This is a genomic window from Sporosarcina thermotolerans, from assembly GCF_030067815.1.
Lineage (GTDB): Bacteria > Bacillota > Bacilli > Bacillales_A > Planococcaceae > Sporosarcina > Sporosarcina thermotolerans.
Window position 1 is genome coordinate 1,118,516 of the sequence record NZ_CP125968.1, and the last position, 19,093, is coordinate 1,137,608.

Annotated in this window: 24 protein-coding genes and 3 pseudogenes; 18 read left to right on the forward strand and 9 right to left on the reverse strand. The window is 41.8% G+C overall.

What is annotated here, in order from left to right; genetic code table 11:
- Positions 1-137: 137 nt before the first annotated feature.
- The 9 genes and pseudogenes from QNH10_RS06340 to QNH10_RS06380 all read left to right on the forward strand — a co-directional run bounded on the left by QNH10_RS06340 (position 138) and on the right by QNH10_RS06380 (position 5,691).
- Positions 138-551 carry a YuzC family spore coat inner layer protein gene (locus tag QNH10_RS06340; protein WP_283733944.1) on the forward strand — a complete coding sequence of 138 codons (414 nt, stop codon included), beginning with the start codon at positions 138-140 and terminating at the stop codon, positions 549-551.
- Between the two features lie 117 nt (positions 552-668).
- Positions 669-1,877: an RtcB family protein gene (locus QNH10_RS06345; RefSeq protein ID WP_283733945.1), complete on the forward strand. Its 1,209-nt coding sequence runs from the start codon at positions 669-671 to the stop codon at positions 1,875-1,877.
- Between the two features lie 147 nt (positions 1,878-2,024).
- A complete protein-coding gene (locus QNH10_RS06350) occupies positions 2,025-2,501 on the forward strand; it encodes a DUF2975 domain-containing protein (protein ID WP_430541097.1) in 477 nt (158 codons plus the stop codon).
- 9 nt (positions 2,502-2,510) lie between these two features.
- Complete coding sequence (locus QNH10_RS06355; protein ID WP_283733946.1) at positions 2,511-2,723, forward strand: helix-turn-helix domain-containing protein; 213 nt, start codon at positions 2,511-2,513, stop codon at positions 2,721-2,723.
- Between the two features lie 28 nt (positions 2,724-2,751).
- A pseudogene (locus QNH10_RS06360) lies at positions 2,752-3,598 on the forward strand (DUF817 domain-containing protein).
- A 35-nt stretch (positions 3,599-3,633) separates the two neighbouring features.
- Complete coding sequence (locus tag QNH10_RS06365; protein WP_283733947.1) at positions 3,634-4,170, forward strand: DUF5412 family protein; 537 nt, start codon at positions 3,634-3,636, stop codon at positions 4,168-4,170.
- A gap of 136 nt (positions 4,171-4,306) precedes the next feature.
- Entirely contained in the window at positions 4,307-4,504 is a 198-nt protein-coding gene (locus tag QNH10_RS06370) for a hypothetical protein (protein WP_283733948.1), read from the forward strand.
- Positions 4,505-4,524: 20 nt separating this feature from the next.
- Positions 4,525-5,304 carry a phosphotransferase enzyme family protein gene (locus QNH10_RS06375; RefSeq protein WP_283733949.1) on the forward strand — a complete coding sequence of 260 codons (780 nt, stop codon included), beginning with the start codon at positions 4,525-4,527 and terminating at the stop codon, positions 5,302-5,304.
- Between the two features lie 15 nt (positions 5,305-5,319).
- The gene (locus QNH10_RS06380) at positions 5,320-5,691 is read left to right on the forward strand and encodes a nuclear transport factor 2 family protein (protein ID WP_283733950.1); all 372 of its coding nucleotides are present in this window, start codon (positions 5,320-5,322) and stop codon (positions 5,689-5,691) included.
- Between the two features lie 12 nt (positions 5,692-5,703).
- Here the strand turns inward: QNH10_RS06380 and QNH10_RS06385 are convergent, their stop codons facing one another.
- Both QNH10_RS06385 and QNH10_RS06390 read right to left on the reverse strand, forming a co-directional pair.
- Entirely contained in the window at positions 5,704-5,976 is a 273-nt protein-coding gene (locus tag QNH10_RS06385) for a hypothetical protein (protein ID WP_283733951.1), read from the reverse strand.
- A 156-nt stretch (positions 5,977-6,132) separates the two neighbouring features.
- Positions 6,133-6,294, reverse strand: coding sequence for a hypothetical protein (locus QNH10_RS06390; protein WP_283733952.1), 162 nt, complete (start codon positions 6,292-6,294; stop codon positions 6,133-6,135).
- Between the two features lie 156 nt (positions 6,295-6,450).
- Here QNH10_RS06390 and QNH10_RS06395 point away from each other — a divergent pair, with 156 nt between their 5' ends.
- From QNH10_RS06395 to QNH10_RS06405, 3 genes are all read left to right on the forward strand, one after another.
- On the forward strand, positions 6,451-8,037 hold the full coding sequence (locus QNH10_RS06395) for a M2 family metallopeptidase (RefSeq protein WP_283733953.1): 1,587 nt from the start codon (positions 6,451-6,453) through the stop codon (positions 8,035-8,037).
- A gap of 37 nt (positions 8,038-8,074) precedes the next feature.
- The gene (locus QNH10_RS06400; RefSeq protein ID WP_283733954.1) at positions 8,075-8,530 is read left to right on the forward strand and encodes a DIP1984 family protein; all 456 of its coding nucleotides are present in this window, start codon (positions 8,075-8,077) and stop codon (positions 8,528-8,530) included.
- A gap of 230 nt (positions 8,531-8,760) precedes the next feature.
- Complete coding sequence (locus tag QNH10_RS06405; protein ID WP_283733955.1) at positions 8,761-8,907, forward strand: hypothetical protein; 147 nt, start codon at positions 8,761-8,763, stop codon at positions 8,905-8,907.
- Positions 8,908-8,975: 68 nt separating this feature from the next.
- On the opposite strand, the gene QNH10_RS06410 is transcribed toward QNH10_RS06405, so the two are convergent.
- The 4 genes and pseudogenes from QNH10_RS06410 to QNH10_RS06420 all read right to left on the reverse strand — a co-directional run bounded on the left by QNH10_RS06410 (position 8,976) and on the right by QNH10_RS06420 (position 11,642).
- Complete coding sequence (locus tag QNH10_RS06410) at positions 8,976-9,170, reverse strand: hypothetical protein (RefSeq protein ID WP_283734718.1); 195 nt, start codon at positions 9,168-9,170, stop codon at positions 8,976-8,978.
- Positions 9,144-10,806: pseudogene (gene abc-f / locus QNH10_RS06415) on the reverse strand (ribosomal protection-like ABC-F family protein); the annotation flags it as partial. The gene QNH10_RS06410 and the pseudogene abc-f, both read right to left, overlap by 27 nt.
- Positions 10,807-10,921: 115 nt before the next feature.
- On the reverse strand, positions 10,922-11,095 hold the full coding sequence (locus QNH10_RS21065) for an RAxF-45 family protein (RefSeq protein ID WP_430541098.1): 174 nt from the start codon (positions 11,093-11,095) through the stop codon (positions 10,922-10,924).
- A 76-nt stretch (positions 11,096-11,171) separates the two neighbouring features.
- On the reverse strand, positions 11,172-11,642 hold the full coding sequence (locus QNH10_RS06420) for a DinB family protein (RefSeq protein WP_283733956.1): 471 nt from the start codon (positions 11,640-11,642) through the stop codon (positions 11,172-11,174).
- 292 nt (positions 11,643-11,934) lie between these two features.
- Here QNH10_RS06420 and QNH10_RS06425 point away from each other — a divergent pair.
- Positions 11,935-13,511 (forward strand): annotated as a pseudogene (locus tag QNH10_RS06425) (FAD-dependent oxidoreductase).
- A 48-nt stretch (positions 13,512-13,559) separates the two neighbouring features.
- Here the strand turns inward: QNH10_RS06425 and QNH10_RS06430 are convergent.
- Together QNH10_RS06430 and QNH10_RS06435 are read right to left on the reverse strand one after the other, a co-directional pair.
- Positions 13,560-13,772 (reverse strand): hypothetical protein, encoded by a 213-nt coding sequence (locus tag QNH10_RS06430; protein WP_283733957.1) that lies wholly within the window; start codon positions 13,770-13,772, stop codon positions 13,560-13,562.
- Positions 13,773-13,787: 15 nt separating this feature from the next.
- Positions 13,788-14,111 carry an ArsR/SmtB family transcription factor gene (locus QNH10_RS06435; protein ID WP_283733958.1) on the reverse strand — a complete coding sequence of 108 codons (324 nt, stop codon included), beginning with the start codon at positions 14,109-14,111 and terminating at the stop codon, positions 13,788-13,790.
- A 112-nt stretch (positions 14,112-14,223) separates the two neighbouring features.
- Here QNH10_RS06435 and QNH10_RS06440 point away from each other — a divergent pair, with 112 nt between their 5' ends.
- The 3 genes from QNH10_RS06440 to QNH10_RS06450 all read left to right on the forward strand — a co-directional run bounded on the left by QNH10_RS06440 (position 14,224) and on the right by QNH10_RS06450 (position 16,485).
- Positions 14,224-14,667 (forward strand): SRPBCC family protein, encoded by a 444-nt coding sequence (locus QNH10_RS06440; RefSeq protein ID WP_283733959.1) that lies wholly within the window; start codon positions 14,224-14,226, stop codon positions 14,665-14,667.
- A 169-nt stretch (positions 14,668-14,836) separates the two neighbouring features.
- Positions 14,837-16,270, forward strand: coding sequence for a serine hydrolase domain-containing protein (locus tag QNH10_RS06445; protein WP_283733960.1), 1,434 nt, complete (start codon positions 14,837-14,839; stop codon positions 16,268-16,270).
- A gap of 68 nt (positions 16,271-16,338) precedes the next feature.
- Positions 16,339-16,485 carry a YjcZ family sporulation protein gene (locus QNH10_RS06450; protein ID WP_283733961.1) on the forward strand — a complete coding sequence of 49 codons (147 nt, stop codon included), beginning with the start codon at positions 16,339-16,341 and terminating at the stop codon, positions 16,483-16,485.
- A gap of 44 nt (positions 16,486-16,529) precedes the next feature.
- Here QNH10_RS06450 and QNH10_RS06455 read toward each other — a convergent pair whose 3' ends face one another.
- A complete protein-coding gene (locus QNH10_RS06455) occupies positions 16,530-17,336 on the reverse strand; it encodes an MBL fold metallo-hydrolase (RefSeq protein ID WP_283733962.1) in 807 nt (268 codons plus the stop codon).
- 140 nt (positions 17,337-17,476) lie between these two features.
- Between QNH10_RS06455 and QNH10_RS06460 the strand changes: the two genes are divergently transcribed.
- Both QNH10_RS06460 and QNH10_RS06465 read left to right on the forward strand, forming a co-directional pair.
- Positions 17,477-18,178, forward strand: a complete 702-nt coding sequence (locus QNH10_RS06460; RefSeq protein ID WP_283733963.1) for a hypothetical protein — start codon at positions 17,477-17,479, stop codon at positions 18,176-18,178.
- A gap of 16 nt (positions 18,179-18,194) precedes the next feature.
- Complete coding sequence (locus QNH10_RS06465; protein ID WP_283733964.1) at positions 18,195-19,058, forward strand: TolB-like translocation protein; 864 nt, start codon at positions 18,195-18,197, stop codon at positions 19,056-19,058.
- The last annotated feature ends 35 nt before the right edge of the window (positions 19,059-19,093 follow it).

Here is a 19,093-nt window from a genome sequence, read left to right on the forward strand (position 1 = left end):
ACTTCCCATAAAAGTGCGTCGACTTCCCGTAGAAGTGCAGCAACTTTCCGAAAATAGATGTTTAGGTAATAGGCGCCTCACACATGGAAATTCCTCCTCGCATATACTGTAGAGATTGCAATAAAGGAGGAGAACCAATGCATTATTGGTATTTCCCTTACAGTATTCATGAAGCCTATCCATTAGTTGTACAGCAAGTTACTGACCCACTTGCTGTTCGAGAAAACTCGACAGCGTCACCAAGTGATCCAAACCCCTATCCACCCGTTCAAACAACCCGGTTCACCAACTCTGCGAAGCATTCTTTGGATTTAATCAAACAGGCAGAACTGTTAATTAAAAAAATTTCAGAATCTGAAACGTTCGCTCATGAATTGATGACTTCGGCACAACAATCTAATCAAAAAAAAGTAGACGAAATGTGTACCTCCGCGGGAATCACTGCCAAGTTTGAGACGAAGTACACACCCGATGGATTTCGGATTCAGCTTCAAGAAGAAGACGATAAGGGCGGCGTATGCTGTAAGGTGATCCTGAACCTTCGTTGGTAATAATATTTAAATGGAAACAGCAATGCATCCCAAAGCTTTTGGCATGCATTGCTGTTTTCTTTAGTACGTATATATGGAACAATGGAAGATACTGAAACGGAAAGGACGGATAAGGGGATGAAGAAAAAGATATTTGGTGTGCATGATGATAATACATTACGTCAATTCGAAAATTGTTTACGGGCAGGACAGGTAGCAGGCGGTGTGCTATGTGCTGACGGACATTATGGATACAGTCAGCCGGTTGGCGGCGTTATAGTGTATGACGGGCAAATTTCGCCATCGGGGGTCGGCTATGACATCGCTTGCGGAAATAAGGCGGTTCGCACTAATCTGAAGTGGTCTGAAATCGAAAAGGATCTTCCCCGGATTATGGATGAAATTGCTTCATCCATTTCTTTCGGTGTTGGGATGAAAAATATGAAAAGGGTGGATCATAAACTATTTGATGATCCGGATTGGGACGTCTTTAAGGAAATAGGTAAGCAGGAGCATGATCGGCTGAAGAAATTGGCAAAAGATCAATTGGGGACAGTTGGCGCCGGGAATCATTTTGTTGATGTACTAGTGGAGAAAGAAACAGGTGATGTGTGGATCGCCAATCATTTTGGGAGCAGGGGATTCGGCCATAAGACGGCGAGCGGATTCTTGAACTTGGCGAGTGGTAGGGGATTTTCAGACCGGGCACCTGGTGAAAGCATGGAGCAAGCGCCGACATTAATTGATTTGAACAGCGAAATGGGCGATCTTTATTATCGTGCGATGACGTTAAGTGGGAAATATGCATATGCCGGAAGGAATTACGTAATCGATGAAGTTCTCTCGATTTTAGGCGCGACTTCCGAATTTGAGGTGCATAATCATCATAATTACGCTTGGAAAGAGACTCATTTCGGCAAGGAATACGTCGTTGTCCGTAAAGGGGCGACTCCTTCAGCACCAGGGCAATTAGGCTTCATCGGTGGCAGTATGGGTGATGTTTCTGTAATCGTCCGTGGAAAAGGGAACGAAGCAAATGCAGATTCATTTTTTAGCACAGTCCATGGAGCTGGCCGAATCATGAGTCGAACAGAAGCGGCGGGCCGGATGAACTGGAAAACCCGAACACGGTCCGGTGGGAAAATTTCACAAGAACGTATGGATCAAGCCGTTCAAAAGTACGGCGTCGAATTGCGTGGCGGAGGGACAGATGAAAGTCCGTTTGTCTATCGCAAATTGCGTGATGTGTTAGATGCACATGAAGAGACGATTGATGTCCTCCATATATTGAAACCAGTCGGAGTTTGCATGGCTGGTGCGAATGAATATGATCCGTATAAGGATTGAAATACGTAAAAGCCAATCACATTCCGGTTGATTGGCTTTTTTTTATTCATTAACAATAACAATACATCCCTATTCAACATATATTTATTGTAATTCGATAAATTGCGTGATAAAGTCAAATTATATTAAATTAGTGAGGTGCATTTTATGAAACGCGAAACACTCTTTTTAAAGTTGGCTGTTGTTCTTATGGGGATTCCGATTCTTGCCATTTGCATATTTGTTGTGCCAGAAATTGGGGAATTCGCAGCGGAACTTTATCCGACAATGCCTTATTTAAGATACCTTGTAGTGATCGATTTATATGCGTCGGCAATCCCTTTTTACTTTGCTTTATACCAGGCCTTTAAGCTGTTGGGTATATCGATAGGGAGAAGCCTTCTCGGATTTATCTGTGAAAGCATTAAAGAATATCAAATACTGTGCACTTATTATCTGTGGCGTATACGTGATAGGCATGCCACTTTTTTATCTCATGGGGAAATGGATGATGCACCGGGCATTATTTTAATCGGATTGGTTATCATCTTTGCTTCATTTGTCATTGCGGTTTTTGCTGCTGTACTTCAAAAACTTCTGACAGATGCCATTGAAATTAAATCAGAAAACGAATTTACGGTCTGAGGTGAAAACATGGCGATTATTATAAACATTGACGTGATGTTAGCGAAAAGAAAAATGAGTGTAACAGAACTGTCGGAAAAGGTTGGGATTACGATGGCCAATCTCTCCATTTTAAAAAATGGCAAGGCGAAGGCAATCCGATTATCAACGTTGGAAGGAATCTGCAAGGCGTTAGACTGTCAGCCAGGGGATATTTTGGAGTATCAAAAAGGTGAAGAGTAAGAAAAAGAAATGATCTGGTGGTGAACTTATGAGCCAAATTAGCGATTATTCGAAGCAGGATTTACGTCTATCTAAAAAAAGTCCTTTTGTGATTAGGGTTAGAAGAGCATCCCAACAACTTCTTCGTTTTGGTTGGGAACAGGCACTATCCTGCCTGTTTCCTGTCGTAATTTTTGCCTCTTTGGCTATTACACAATTTCTCCCACTCCCTTTTCTGCCACGGTATGATTGGCTGCTCATCATTTTCGTTTTGATACAATGGTGGATGGTCCGTTCGGGATAGAAACACGGGATGAACTGAAGGTCATTACATTGTTTCACCTCATCGGTCTGGCACTCGAACTATTCAAGGTGAATATGGGCTCCTGGGCTTATCCGGAGGAAGGGTATTCCAAAGTGATGGGGGTGCCTTTGTATAGCGGATTCATGTATGCAAGTGTAGCGAGCTATCTTTGCCAGGCGTGGCGTAGGGTGGATGTGGAACTTATTAAATGGCCACCTTTTTGGGTAGTCGTCCCTCTTGCGTCCGCAATTTACTTGAACTTTTTTGGCATCATTTTTGGATTGACGTGCGTTGGTGGTTATCTGGTCTTGTGATTATCGTTTTTTGGCGTTCATGGGTCACTTACGTTGTTGGTGGAAAAAGGTATCGAATGCCGATTGCTCTATCTTTTGTGCTCATCGGATTTTTCATCTGGATTGCTGAAAATATCGCAACATTTTTCGGAGCTTGGAAATATCCGAACCAATCCGATGCATGGAGTCTCGTCCACTTAGGGAAGGTGAGTTCATGGCTTTTATTAGTGATTGTTAGCTTTCTCATCGTCGCTACTTTGAAACTTGTAAAAGGAAAGACACAAAATACTGGGGAGTAAATGGCTTATAAAAAGGGGTGGCTATTATTTTAATTTTGTTTGGTCTTTTAATTTCCTTCGTTATGGTAATTATATTTTTAATCCTTACAGTTAGGATAATAATTTCATTAATTAAAAAGAAACCATTTCCTAAAAAGTTAATGGTTGCAATGTTAGTTGGGATTGTATTGGTGTTCTCAATCTATGTATTTGAAGTCTATTTCTTTACATTTGACGATATCGATGAAAAGTACATCCAAAACGGACCAGGTCCTGTTGTGTCACCCACTGGGAAATATACTGCTAATGCGTATTACGAACCATATGGTGGTGCAGCGGGGGGTGTGAATATGTGGGTGGAGATAACAAACCATAATGAAGATAATAACAAAAAAGTAATTTATTATAGCGATGCAAATGACAATATTCTTATTGACTGGGTAGATGACAAAACGATATTCATTACCAACGCGGGACCTTATAAAAGCAATAGCATCAAATTGGATGTAGAGCATGAGATTTATCATGACAGGGGATTAGCGTGTCGAAGTTGGTTCATGAAAAATGAATATGATACATGTTATCAAGACTAACTCTTGTTGTTAATAAAAATCAAAAGCAATCCGTTGTGGGATTTTCCCTGCAACGGATTTTTTGATTCATCCTTAAAAGGATTTCAACATTTAGTGTCGAATTTAAACGGTACGACAGGTGGAAAGCAATTATGTTATGGAGTGGGAATTGGCTATGATGCAAGGAGAAAAAGAAGTCTTAATTAACAAGCTGAAAGATCTGTTTGACAATGAAGAGGTGGAAATAGTCCCTGCGTCGGATGGGTACCATAATTATGTTTTTATCATTACAACTAATAATGAAAAACTTGTAGCCCGTCTCAGTTTGCACAGTTGCAGGACAAAGAGGAAATAAAGTCGGAGCTTGATTGGATTATGGCCCTAAGTGATGCAGGGGCACAGGTGGCAAAGCCCAAAAAAATTCCTGGATACGATATGATTTTCGAATTAGCTACCGATGAAAATGCATATTGGGTTGCCTTTTTTGAGCATACGGATGGCAGTCCAATAGATGTTATGAATCCCGATGAATGGGATCAGGAATTCTTCCATGAATGGGGTAGGCAAATAGCTTACATGCATAATGTGAAAATATCCGGGATCAATCGTCACGTCTATTTGGACAGTGAAGAGAGGAAGAAAACTACCATTGCTGATGCGTGGCTAAAAGGTAAACTTGAACAACTAATAAATGAAATGGCTACGTGGAGCAGGACCCCTGAAACGTTTGGGTTAATCCATAATGATCTACACCAGGGTAATTTTCATCTGAATAAAAATGGCTTTGTTTTCTATGATTTTGATGATTGCACGTATCACTTTTATATGCAGGATCTGGCGGTCTCCATCTATCATGCTTTATGGACGGGAATGTCATTCCACCCTGAGTCTAAAAACTTTCCGTATGAATTTCTCTCATCTTTTTTGAAGGGTTATTCTATGAAAAGACAACTGAATGCGGATATGTATGAACAACTTCAAGTTTGTTTACAGATGCGAGAAGTTTATCTTTATTTGCTATTTGTTTTAAAGTGGGCTCCTGATGATATGATGGACTGGCAGGCAAATAAACTAGAAGAGTTAAAAGGGAATTGTATCACGGGAATTATTCCATACAAAGAAGAGCTCGAAAAAGTGAAGTATTTATTTAATTGAGAGGGTGCAAATAATATGGATCTATTAAAAGAACAAGCAGTAAATTTTCTTCAGTTAGTCGTCGCGGGAAAGATTGACGAGGCGTATGAGACGTATGTAAGTCCGGATCTTCGTCATCATAACCCATACTTTCCCGGGGACATGGAGTCATTGAAGCAAGCGATGAAAGAGAATGATGGCATGAGCCCAAACAAGACACTTGAAGTAAAACAATCGATTGAAGAGGGAAATCGGGTAATGGTGTTTTCCCATATTAAACAAAATCCTGAGGATTTCGGAGGGGCCGCTGTCCATATATTCCGTTTTGAAGCAGGTAAAATTGTTGAAATGTGGGATGTCGGGCAAGCAGTACAGGAAGATTCACCAAACGAGAATGGTATATTTTAATAATAGAACCAACTAAATGGGCAGGCAATCATACAATTTATGATTGCCTGCCCATAAATCTCTATTTATCTTCTTCTCTTTCGGATCACTCTCTACCTTTTTGCTTCTATCTACAATTACCTCGAATTCAACAAAGACAAAATATCGGTTTTCATCCATTTGCTGAACATCGACCACTTTGCCATTCCGCCCTTTAATTCTTACATTCTCATCGATAGCAGGAATTGTTCTTAATGCTTGATTGAGTACATATGTTTTATTTTCATAGAAGTGAATGGAATACATATTCTTGTCCCCTTTTTGATAGTTTAATAGTAGATTCCATTCATTCTATGAAGGGGGCAGGAATTTAGAACGTAGTAGGACAATCCAAATAATGAATCACAATCGGGCAAAATAAAACAGAAAGCCAAGGATGGCTTTCTGATGTAAGCTTGACTCTTATTTCTCTTTTTCGCGTTTTAGTGGTGTATCGTATATATCGCCTTTCACGTCAAAGTCCTCTGCAAGTTCTTGAGTGCGGTTTTCACCAGGGTTATTCGTATTGCTGTTCGTGTTTAGACCTCTTTTATACTGTTCGAAAACTATTATGAGTCCTTTCATTCATCGTCTTTTTATTGTTTTTCATGAAATCGTCACCTCCTACGTCTACTATGCTCGGGAATGAAGGATGTATGCATTCCAATCCACTTTCATAAAAGGAACTTTCACTACACTTGTCGAATAATGTAAGAACGAAATAGAAAAGGGGAAGAGCGCATGACAGTTGAACAGTTTTTAGAGGAGCAAAATAATGCAATTAGGGATTTTCACATTACAAGAGCAAATAGTTCCTGGATGGCTTCAACGACTGGAGAAGATGAATGGAATAAAAAGACGGCCGAGGCGCAGAATGCAACGAACGTCTATCTTTCAAATCCGGAGCTTTTTGAGCAAGTAAAGGCGTACCTTGCCCAAGACGATTTAACGACAATTCAGCGTCGCCAGCTAGAAACTCTTCATACGTACATGGTAGGAAAACAGATTCCGGCAGATGATTTAAAAGAATTGGTGGAGCGCTCTACGGAATTGATCGGCATATTTAATACATTCCGTGCAACAATTGATGGAAAATCAGTATCCGAAAATGACGTTCGACAGATTTTGATCAAGAGCAATGATTCAGCTGAACGTGAAGAAGCGTGGCATGCGAGTAAGCAGATTGGGAAGGAAGTAGAGGAAAAGCTATTAACCCTTGTCAGAAAACGGAACGAAGTCGCGCGTTCATTAGGATACGAAAACTATCACCAAATGAGTTTCGAGAATCAAGAACTTGACCGCGACGAGATCTTTTCGATCTTCCATAAGCTGAAGGAACTTTCCGATGAGCCATTCCGCCAGATGAAACAAGAGATGGACAGGGAATTGGCAGGGCGTTTTGGTGTTGAGGTAGACAATCTTCGACCTTGGCATTATGCCGACCCATTCTTCCAGGAGGCACCGCCATCCAAGGATTTGGACTTGGATCCGTTCTACGATGGGAAGGATCTCGAGCAATTGACGATTGAAACGTTCAAGAGCATGGGGATGGATATTACGGATATGTTGGCGAACAGCGATCTATATCCTCGAGACAAAAAGAATCAGCACGCATTTTGCACGGACCTTAACCGCGAAGGCGACATCCGCGTATTATGCAATAACGCTCCGTCTGATTATTGGTCGACTACAATGCTACATGAATTCGGACATGCCGTTTATTTCAAATACGTTGATCCGACACTTCCATTCCTGTTAAGATCTTGCGCGCATACGCTGACAACAGAAGCGATTGCAATGTTATATGGTCGATTCGGAAAAGATCCAGCTTGGCTCCAGCAGTTCTTAGGACTCGACGCTGCTGAAGTAGAGGAATTAAAGCCGCTTATCAATGAATCCTTGCGTAAGCAAATGCTTATCGCAGGACGCTGGATCATGGCGTTTTCATTCTTTGAGCGCGAGCTATACGAAAACCCTGACCAGGATTTGAATAATTTATGGTGGGAAATCGTCAAAAACGTGCAATTTGTCAACCCACCTGAGGGGCAAGACTACCCACATTGGGCAGCGAAAATCCACTTTACGCTTGCTCCGGTTTATTATCAAAACTACTTATTGGGTGAACTGACGACTTCTCAACTACATGCTTATATTGAAAAAAATATCTCCGAAGACATGTTTACACCGGAAGTCGGGGCGTATTTAATGGATGAGTATTTTAAACCGGGTGCGCTTTATTCGTGGAATGACAAGATTGAAAGAACGACTGGCGAGAAGTTGAATCCACAATATTTTATTGAGCAATTTGTAGAGAAAGTTTTGGTTTGATTAAATCAAAGCCGATTCGAATGAAGGAGGGGATTGGATGAAGCTTGCAGAGGCATTGATAACGCGGGCGGATTACCAGAAGAGAATCGAGCAGCTGAAAAGACGGATCAGCATGAACCTAAAAATCCAAGAGGGAGAGGAACCCTCGGAGGATCCGAACGCGATGCTTGCTGAGTTAGACGGCATTATGAAAGAATTAACGTTTTTAATCAAGCGCATCAATAAAACGAATTGTTCCATTCAATTCGACGAAACACGCACGCTTGCGGATGCTTTGGCAGAGCGTGATCAAATCTGGGATAAACGGTTGATGTTAGGGAAAATTGCGGAAGAAGCGTCTGTCAGAAATGATCGATATAGCCGCACTGAGATCAAAATCATCAGCACGGTGGACGTCAAGGCAATTCAAAAGCAGGTGGACCAATTATCAAAAGAGTTTAGGGAAATGGACACGAAGATTCAAGGATTGAATTGGAGTATCGATTTAATCTAATGTAAGTCGGTAACTGTTTTTCGTAAAGGTGAGTGCAAACCCGCCGACTGGGAAAGTCGGACTCAATGGTAGGTAGATGGGGTATACCAATCGGTTCGAATCCGTCATGAACAATTGAAGCCCAGTACCGTGACATTTGTACAAATAGATTGTTATTGTAACGACCATGCACTAATTTGCGAAGTCAGTGAGGGTGGGATGGGGCTCCTTAATAGGGGAGGAAGGCATCTATGCTTGAGGGCATAGGTGCTTTTTTGATTGGTAAAGTAGTTATCGGTCACTTTCGGAGAGTTATCGGTCAGTTTCCGGGAGTTATCGGTCACTTCCCGAAAGTTATCGGTCAAATCAACGGATATATCGTCGTATCATTACCTTAGGCCTATCTATTGAATCAAGAAAAAACGTCCCGACACCAAGATGCCGTGACGTTTTTCTGAATCAATCCTTATTCCGCGTCAGCAAGCCATACATCATAATAGGATGCCAACTTATTCTCTAAATCCGTTATCAAAGATACTTGCCTATCACTTGCCTGCCCCCTTAAAGAAGCAATTTCGGCTTCCAATTTCAAGATTTCGGTTTCCAAATCCAGCGGCTTTGCGGCATGCACTTTCTTTTTGACGGTAGTCGCCGGTTTCACTTCTTCCGTACTAACAAATTCCCGCCATTTTTCACGAGCCCAATCAAAAGGTCCCTCAAAAGTTGTTAAGGTCCCGTTTTCAAGCCACGCCGTTCTGGGGAAGTTTATTCAAGAAATACCTATCATGTGAAACGGCAAGAATTGTGCCAGGGAAATCTTCAAGTGCTTCCTCCAAAACTTCGCGCGATTCGATATCCAGATGGTTTGTCGGTTCATCTAACACAAGGAAGTTAATGTCCTGATGCATTAATTGCGCTAGCCGCAACCGCATTCTCTCGCCGCCGCTCAAATCAGCAATCCGCTTAAATACATCAGGACCGTAAAACATGAATTTTGCAAGAATATGCCTTGCGTCGCCTTCAGTGACACTCACCTCATCTCGAAACACATCTATCAATCGAGCCTTTGGATTGTCGATTTCAAAGTGTTGAGACAAGCTTCCGACCTTCACATTACTTCCTAATTTGCTCATCCCGCTGTCCACAGGTAATTCACCTAAAAGGGCTTTCAAAATGGTTGATTTTCCGGTGCCGTTGCGCCCGACAATTGCCATCCGGTCTTTCCAGTAAACATGCAGATTTGCATTCGTAAGCAACTTCTGTTCGCCGAAAGATTTCGACACTGCCTCCATTACAACGACTTCTTCTTTCCCGCTTCGAGGTGCAGCTTCGAATGTCAAAGCCATTTTCTTCGGGTCGATCAACGGCTTGCGAACCTTTTCCATTCGTTCTAGCGCACGTTCCATATTGCGCGCTTGCCTGTGAAGTCCCGCATTCGGAGGATTCGCTTCATTCGCCCATATGCGCAACCGTTTGATAGCTTCTTTCATCTTCCGAATTTTCTTCTGCTGTTCTTCGTATTCCTGAAACTCCCTCAACAGTTGTTGTTCTTTTTCTATGACAAAAGACGAATAATCACCATGATAAATCCGAATCTCACCATCTTCCAAGTCGGCAATTTTAGTGACAACAGAATCAAGAAAATATCGGTCATGCGAAACAATGACAACTGTGCCCGCATATGCGTTCAAAAACTCTTCAAGCCATTCCACTGCAAAAAGATCGAGATGGTTTGTCGGTTCATCTAACAGCAGCAGATCTGGTTTCGTCAATAAAAGCCGTCCAAGCATGATTTTCGTTTGCTCACCACCGCTCAATTGATCGAAAGTCCTGTTAACAAACGGACCTAATTGTAAGCCGGTGATTATACTGGCGACTTCGGAATCCATCGAATACCCATCGCGATTCGTGAATGTTTCCTGCAAATCACCGTAACGTTTTAAAAGCTTTTCCATTTCGTCGGGACCTGCGTTAGCCATATTAATCTCAAGATCGGTCATTTGAGATTGCATTTCCTTTAAACCCTCAAATGCTGTGTAAAGGACATCCAATCCTGTCGTCGTTTTTGCGAATGATGGGATTTGCGCCAAATACCCGATAGTCATCCCTTTTTTAAAATGAATGAACCCACTATCAGGCGTTTCAACTCCTGCAATCAGTTTGAATAAAGTCGTCTTCCCACTTCCATTACGTCCAACGACACCCAATCTTTCACCGGTTTTAACGTCCAAAGATAAATCTTCAAAAATAGTATTTCCGCCAAGCATCTTGCTTATATTTTGTACTGTACATATCATCGTTTTCCGCTTCCTCTCGTTTTACACACGAAATTCGGCAACAAAAAAAGACCGCGTTTATGCGATCTTCTCCTTAAAATTCATGTAAGGAATGAAGTGCCAAACAGCTGTGTGATTACTGAAATTGTCTAAAAAAGGGCATACCTATCCCGTTGTGGGCAATTTCATGAGTAATCGCACATGAAGTGGCTAAATATTCCAATAGAGTCTCACGTGCATACACAGTGTCCAACATTCCATCCTCACCTCCGCTCGCTAATAGTGAGAAAAGTTTAACATAGTTTTTCATTCAAAGCAATTAGTTTTTTAAATTGCTGAAAAATAACCCCTTTGAAAGTAACATTCAAAGGGGGTGGCGGATTTACTTATTGCATTTCCTTCGTCGGACCCATTACACCAGGAACAGCAAGACCAGCTTGTCTCAACAACACTGTCATTTGTCCGCGGTGATGCGTTTGGTGATCGATAAATGTGCGTAGCAACTTACCGCGCGAAATTTCAGTTCCGAATGCAGGAACTCTTTCAGTCAACGAGTCATCTGTAAGGTTCGCTATTTCATTTTCCATGGATGCCATCACTTTTTCATATGCTGCAACGATTTCTGTCACATCTGTAGGTACCGGCTCAGTATGTGCAGGTACTTCGATTTTCAATCCAGATAAGCCACCAAAAAAGCCGACTGATCCCACTAAATGCCACGCCAACCAGCCAAGAGTACTATGCCCCTCGACGATTGCCTGATCTAATTTGTCATTCGTTATTGCTTTAATGACATTTAGTGTTCCGTTAGCTGAGGCGTTCCAATCTTCAACGTAATCTTCAACTTTACGATACATATGAACCACTCCTTTTTTCTTCTCCTAAACAAGTATAGCGAATGGGGAGGGGAGTGTCATACTTTTGAGGGCGAAAAAATACCAATGACCAAAACTGAGGAAGGGCTTGGTCACGGGCGTATAAAATGACTTTGATTCCTGCAATCGTAGTACGTCAGCTGTTGTCTCTAATAATTCAAAGCTATATCCATTTTACAGGGGCAGATTCTTCCCTTTATCTCAATCCAACAGGTATATGTACTCCCGACAAATGGGAAGCCTATGTTCAGTACATAGTACAGGAGGATTAAGAATGAGTAATGATCAACTGAATGGAAAACTTCCAGAGCATCCGGAGCCATATTGGAGGACGAGTGTCGAGTTTCCAACCTTTCCAAGTTTACAGGAAGATATTGATGTGGACGTTATTGTCGTTGGAGCGGGCATCACGGGTATTACATCAGCCTATTTATTGGCGAGTGTTGGTCTGAAAGTCGCTATGATTGAAGCGGATAAAGTGTTGAACGGGACGACCGGGAACACGACAGCTAAAATTACAGCGCAGCATGATCTGATTTATGATGAATTCATTCATAATATGGGTAGGAATACGGCGAGATTATATTATGAAGCGAATATGGAAGCCTTGGAATTCATAAAAGAAACGGTTGAGAAAAATGGAATCGACTGTGATTTCACAAGTGTGGATGCGTATATTTACTCGGTCAGCGATAAATATGCCGAAAAGATTAAAAAGGAAGCGGAAGCGTATCAGAGGCTACAGATCAGAGGCGGATTAGTCGATAGCATGCCTTTTGATATTGATGTGAAAAACGTACTTGTCATGAAGGATCAGGCACAATTTCATGTGACAAAGTACTTGGTGCATCTTATTGATTTATTCCAAAAAAGCGGTGGACAGATTTTTGAGGATACGGTTGCAGTTAATATTGAAACGGGTGAGCGTCCGGTTGTCCTGACACGTGAAGAGAAGCGAATATCGGCGAAGCATGTTTTAATTTGCACCCATTTTCCGTTTTACGAAGGAACGGGTCTTTATTCTACGAGGATGTATGCAGATCGATCATATGCCCTCGCAGTTAAATCACAAAAAAAGTTCCCGCCGGGTATCTTCATAAGCGCGGATGAACCGACCCGTTCTTTACGGTCGATTATGGACAACGGCGAAGAATTGGTGCTCATCGTCGGTGAGAATCATAAAACCGGTCAAAGTCCGGTGGAGACGATGGATCATTATCGGGCATTGGAGATGTTTGGCGAAGAAGTTTTAGGGCTCAAGGAGATTACGAACAGATGGTCAGCTCAGGATTTGGTCACGTTGGATAAACTGCCATATATCGGCGAGATAACGTCTGGGAATCCAAATATCCTGATTGCAACTGGCTTCCGGAAATGGGGATGTCGAATGGAACAGCAGCGGCATTGCTTTTCAGGGATATGGTAACAGGAAAGGAAAATAAGTTTGAGAAACTGTATACTCCATCCCGCTTTTATGCGCACCCAAGCTTGAAGAATTTCCTCGTTCAAAATGCTAACGTCGTTGGTCAATTAATCAAAGGGAAGCTCGATTCCCCGAATACGAAACCGGAAGATTTGGCGAAGGGTGAGGGTGCGGTCATCACACTCGACGGGCACCGAAAGGGAGCATACCGTGATGATGACGGGAAGGTCCATATTGTGGATACAACTTGCACGCATATCGGTTGTGAAGTCGAATGGAATAACGGTGACAAGACGTGGGACTGCCCATGCCATGGCTCAAGATTCAAATTTACTGGTGAAGTGATTGAGGGACCTGCTGAGAAACCATTGCAGAAGTATGATTATACGATGATGGATAATTTGACCTCGGAAGACTCGGGGTATTAAATGATAACAACCCATCTCGGCATTATGCTGAGATGGGTTGTTTCTCATTTATTCAACTTCCTTTAGCATCTTTTCAATTGAAGTAATCCGGGTATTCATCTCACTCATTTTTTGTTGAAGAATTGCATTTTGTTCTCGTTCAAGTGCCAGTTTTTCTTCGGCTCTTTTTTCAAAGCCTTTTACTGTTTTCACGATAAAAATGATTATTGCAATAAAGATAATTATGGGTAAAAGTGCCATTAATAAACCTAAATATCCCAATTGAATTTCCCTCCTTTATTTGTTTTTCTTCGACATCGTAAGCGTTTGCGCTAAACGGTGGACCAAATCCTCGTTCAATTCAAAATGGAATGATGTAAGCGCGTAAAATTTCGCCGCTTTGCCACTTTCTAAAATCTCCATATTGCTTGTGACCAATTGGACCTCCTCTAACTTTTGTAGATGCAAATACAGCAGAGGCCTACTCATTCCAAGTAGACGCGCCAATTCGCTGACGTATTGTCGCCCTTCCGACAACACCGCGATAATTTTCAAGCGGTGCGGGTTGGAGAGGGCTTCTAAAACCGCTAATAAGTCATCGCCTTCATTTAAATGTATCATATGTAAGTATTATATTACAGGTCGTTGGAAAGTACAAACAAAAAAAGGATTTCTTAAGAATAAATCGAATATGTACAAAGGAAAATAGATTGGATATGAAGGGAAGTTGAAGATGATGAATACGAATGTGACGTCAAAAATGAAAATATATAAACCGGTGGATGTAGTATTTGAGGCAATTGTAGACCCTGAGAAGATGGGCGGCTACTGGTTTTCTTCAGGTACAAGCAGGGTTGAACAAGGTAAGACAATCACTTGGAGGTACGAGGAATATGGTGCCGAAGGGGATATCCATGTATTGAGTGTCAAGGAGAATAAGGAAATTGTTTTCATTTGGGGAGGTCAAGATCAAGAAACGACCGTTAGGCTTGTGTTTAATGCAGTAGATGAGGAGAGCACAATCCTTGAAGTGACTGAATCTGGATTAAGAGCGGATGATCCTGATGTTGTAAGTAAAATGGTGGGGCAAACAGGAGGCTGGGTGTATATGCTCACTTGCCTGAAAGGGTATTTGGAGAATGGAATTACTACGTTGAGGGCTTCGCTGGTTCACTGAACTAATAGATTGCGAGCATTTATGCTTGTTTGAAGCGTTTTATGGACTTTTGTAGGGAATTATACGCGTTTGCTGCGGATTATGCTTGTTTCGGGGGATTTATGAGTGATTCGCTAAATTTATGCGTATTTGGGGATGTTTAGAGATTATTTCTTATGGGGGGATTCAAATGAAAGGGATCATTGCAATGGAATCGTTTGAAAAGCATGCTGAGGTGTATGTGAAGAAGCATTTAATTCCGGGGGCGATGATTGGTGTTAGCGAAAATGGACAGAAAAGCTATGAGAAAGGTTTTGGGTATCGGAATGTAGCGAAGCGGCTTTTAGTAACGGGGGATACGGTTTTTGGCATTGCTTCGATGACGAAGTCGTTTACGAGTGCCGGTATTATGAAGCTTCAGGAGGACGGGAAGTTATCGGTGCATGATCGAATCGTTGAGTATCTTCCTGAGTTGAAGAAGCCTAAGACGCAAGTGGAGCAGATTACGCTTCACCATCTGATGACGCATACAGCGGGCTATCCGCCGCTTGCTACGCATGTGTATGCACGGAAAAATAGCATTGAGCAGGATCCGTCCGCGAAGGATTATGGATTAGATTTGTTGAATAATCCTGGTCCTCATATTGAGACATATGACGAGATGTTAAGCTTTATGGCTAACGATGAGTTTGAATGGCTTGGCGAACCTGGGCGATTTTATAGCTATTCCAATGATTCATATGGATTGCTTGGCGTTATTACAAGCAAGGTGAGTGGACAGCCTTATGAGAAATTTATAGAGGAAACAATTTTGAAACCTGCGGGGATGAAAAACAGCTTCTTCGATATGGAGTTATTGGATGAAAAAGAGAGTGTAACGACTCTTTACATGAAAGCGAAGGATGGGTCGCATGTTTACGAAGCTCCGCTCTGGTGGGATGCGCCTTCGATGCGTTCAGTCGGTTATTTGAAGTCGACAGTTAGTGATATTTTACGGTATTTGGAAATGTATTGGAATGAAGGTGTTGTGGCCGGAACGCGGATCTTGTCGAAGGAAAGCATCGAGCAGATGATTCATCCGCATGTAGAGTACGAGCCTAACAGATGTTATGGCTATGGATTGCGAATCATTCCTGACTATTTCGGCTCCACTTTGGTCAGCCATGGAGGTGGATTGAAGGGTGTTTCTTCATACATGTGTGCAATTGTCGAGAAGAAAAAAGCGGGTGTTATTTTGACAAACGTCTCTGATGTTCCCGCCGGAGATTTACTGATGAGTGTCATGAACATAACGGAAGGTAGGGAACTCGCAGCCTCATCTGAAACAGTTGAAGTCCAAGAAATTGGAGTGGATGAACTTAGTAAATTTGTAGGCTCCTATATTTCGAGCGAAGGGATGAATGTGAAGGTGACACTAAATGACGATCGGCTAAGTGTCGAATCGAATGAAGTGATCCGGACGTTAAAGTGCATAGGGAAAAATATTTTTATTGATGAAGATGAAAATGATGGAGTGTTGCAGTTTATCGAACAACCAAATGGCGAAATTGAGCGGATTGTATATGGCGGCAGGCATATTATGAAGGCAAATCCTGAAATTTCGCACACTGAATCACATGGGTGACTGTCATGTACAGCTGTGTTTATGTCACATAGTATAAGTGCATAAAGTGATTTGGGGGTGTTGATAAAATGTCGAAAGAAGTTGGCGGTGTGGGTAAAGAGTGCGGTTCGGGGTTCACGTTAATCGTTGTATTGTTCATCCTTTTGATTATTGTCGGAGCGTCGTATTGGTGCGATGGATATGGCGGCTATGGTGGAGGATACGGTTACTGTTAATAGGTAGTCTACAAGGAGGTGCACATTTAAAAATGTGCACCTATTTATTTGTTGAGAATTGATCGGACAATATAGATTGAATCCCATTCACCTGAAGAAAATCTTGTCATGGGGTATTTCTTTTTGAAAATGAGGGAGTGAATTTCCTGTTCACCATATCCTTGTTTTTCGAGCGAATATATTCTATCCCGTAGTTCTTGTAAGTAACTAAGCTTATTGAGCAAAGCCCGACGACCATCTTTCACATAGCCCGCATGGCAGCAAAATAACTCTTCAAAGTCATAAGTTAAAACATGTTGAAGTGACGAGATAATTTGTGGAATGCTCTCCTCGCGTAAAATAAGCTTCGTTTTGGGATGTACATACAGATCGCCGGAAAAGAGTTGTCCCGTTTCCTGATTCAAAAAAGATAGATGATCCTTTGCGTGTCCTGGTGTTTCAATTACATCCCATGTTGCGTTCCTGGAGGTGAAAGTTTCCCCGATGGGCTTCGCTTGAAACGGTCGCCTCTTCCCCCAAAATAACTGGCGATACAATGGATAATCCGCCTTCTGACGACATTCCTCAATCGATATTCCATTCATTAAAATCGGCAATCCATATATCTTTTGTAAATGTGCTGCACCTCCAGTATGGTCTTCATGGGAATGGGTGACGACGACCTGATCCACGTCAGCTTCTGTAAAAAATGCATTGAACTCTTTAGACAATGCATGGGCGCCTGTATCGATCAACACGCCGTCAACTTCAAAGCAATGAACATTCAACCGCACACTTGCAAAGGACAACCTCCCGTTTATGAATCGGACATTACTCTGTTTATCTACGACTGACTCCCGTTTTAAAAACATCCTACCACCCCTTTTCATCTACTCATAGATTATCACGAAGTGAATGACTACTCATTATGTTTCAAATTAGATATGCAGTATCGTATAATGGAATTACTTGTCAGACGAATAACATTGAAGAGGAGGCTATTCGAAGCGCGATGACTAAATTCGGGACGGAACGGGAAGTCGGAGAAAAGTTGATAGAAGCGGTGCCCCCTTCTAAAAAAGGGATGATGCTGACGCTATCACTAACATCATTGCTCTTCGCCTATAGTGTATATGCATGCCAATTATTCATTATGGGAGATGCACATATCTTATGGCTTATTTTAGCTGTCCTTATTAGTACAACTATACTTATTGTTACGGTACGCCCTTTAGCAAAATGGAATCGTCGTTTTTGGATGAACAGTTTGTTGCTCGTCCATATTTTTATCAATTTCTATGGATTTTTGCTAGCATCTGATTTAGATCGGCCTTATTCCACCGGATTGTCAATCATTGCTGCACTGTTATTGCTATTAGCCATAGTTCTTGTCTATCGGACGACTATCTATGATTTTCCATCGACACACAAACCATTGATGAAAGATGCGAGACGATTGCATTTCATTAATATCACAACGGGAATATTCTTAGTCTTCGTTACCCTGTTCTTCTTATGGGCATTTCTGTTGTTCTCAGGAAAGGCAACACTAGGATTTTTGATGCTATTCGTACCGATTATCGGCTGGATTCTGTCTTATGCGCTGCAAATGAAGTTATTGGCAAATCAACAGAAAGCCGCGGCATACGCCATTGTATTCATCCAAACAGCAGTGATTGTAACAGGAATCGTACTTTGGATAATTGGGATGTAAGGAATGGGGAAGGATAATGAATAAAAAACATGGTGTACTGCTCGGTATAATCGGAGTTGTAACCGCAATTTTCATAGTACTTGGTCTGGTTTTCGATAAATCCGAGAATGAGAAGCAACAAGGTTTAAGCGGTGTATTTGATGTATCCGTTGACGGTACAATCGCTTATATCGAATTTGAGGATGGCAAAGCAGGCATTTATCTGACCGATGGAAGGAATGGGCCAGTCGTCCAGTTTTCTGTTGAAGAAACGATTCTCGATATCAGTTTCAGTAAAGACGGTAAGAATCTCGCCTACATACTTTCCGACAAAGAGCTGGATGCGGGCGGCGGTAGCGAAATACGCATATTGAATATGGAAATGTATTCGGATGAGTCCTTGTTTTCATCCGAAAATATAATAACTGAACTTGCATTTGATCCGAAAAATTCCAACCTCCTGTTTTACCTGCAGGCTGGTGTCTATACAAATTACTCACCAATTACGGGCAAGCACCCCCATGATTTTGACGTTTATAGCTACGATTTAACTGACAAGACGCAAAATCGTTACACGGAGTTGAAGAAGTATAATATGCAATCGCTCCAAGTGTCGGCAACCGACGAGTCTGTGTTTGTCCAAATGGACGATGATGAAAACGTAGAAACAGCTGAAGAACTATTTGCTTCCAAACAACGTATTTTTCAAATCCCACTCAACGAGCCCAATAAGAAAACGGTCGTAAGTAATCCTGTCGGTGAAGAGGATATATATGACTTCCTCATTTTACCAGAAAGAGAAAAGATAGTTTATCAAGCTGTTGGCGGTACGGGAAAAATGGGATATTTGAATATGAATTATTCAAGTTCAACTATAAGACCTATGAGACGAAACAACTGACCAACCTAAAGGAATTTGCATCTAAACCACTTTTA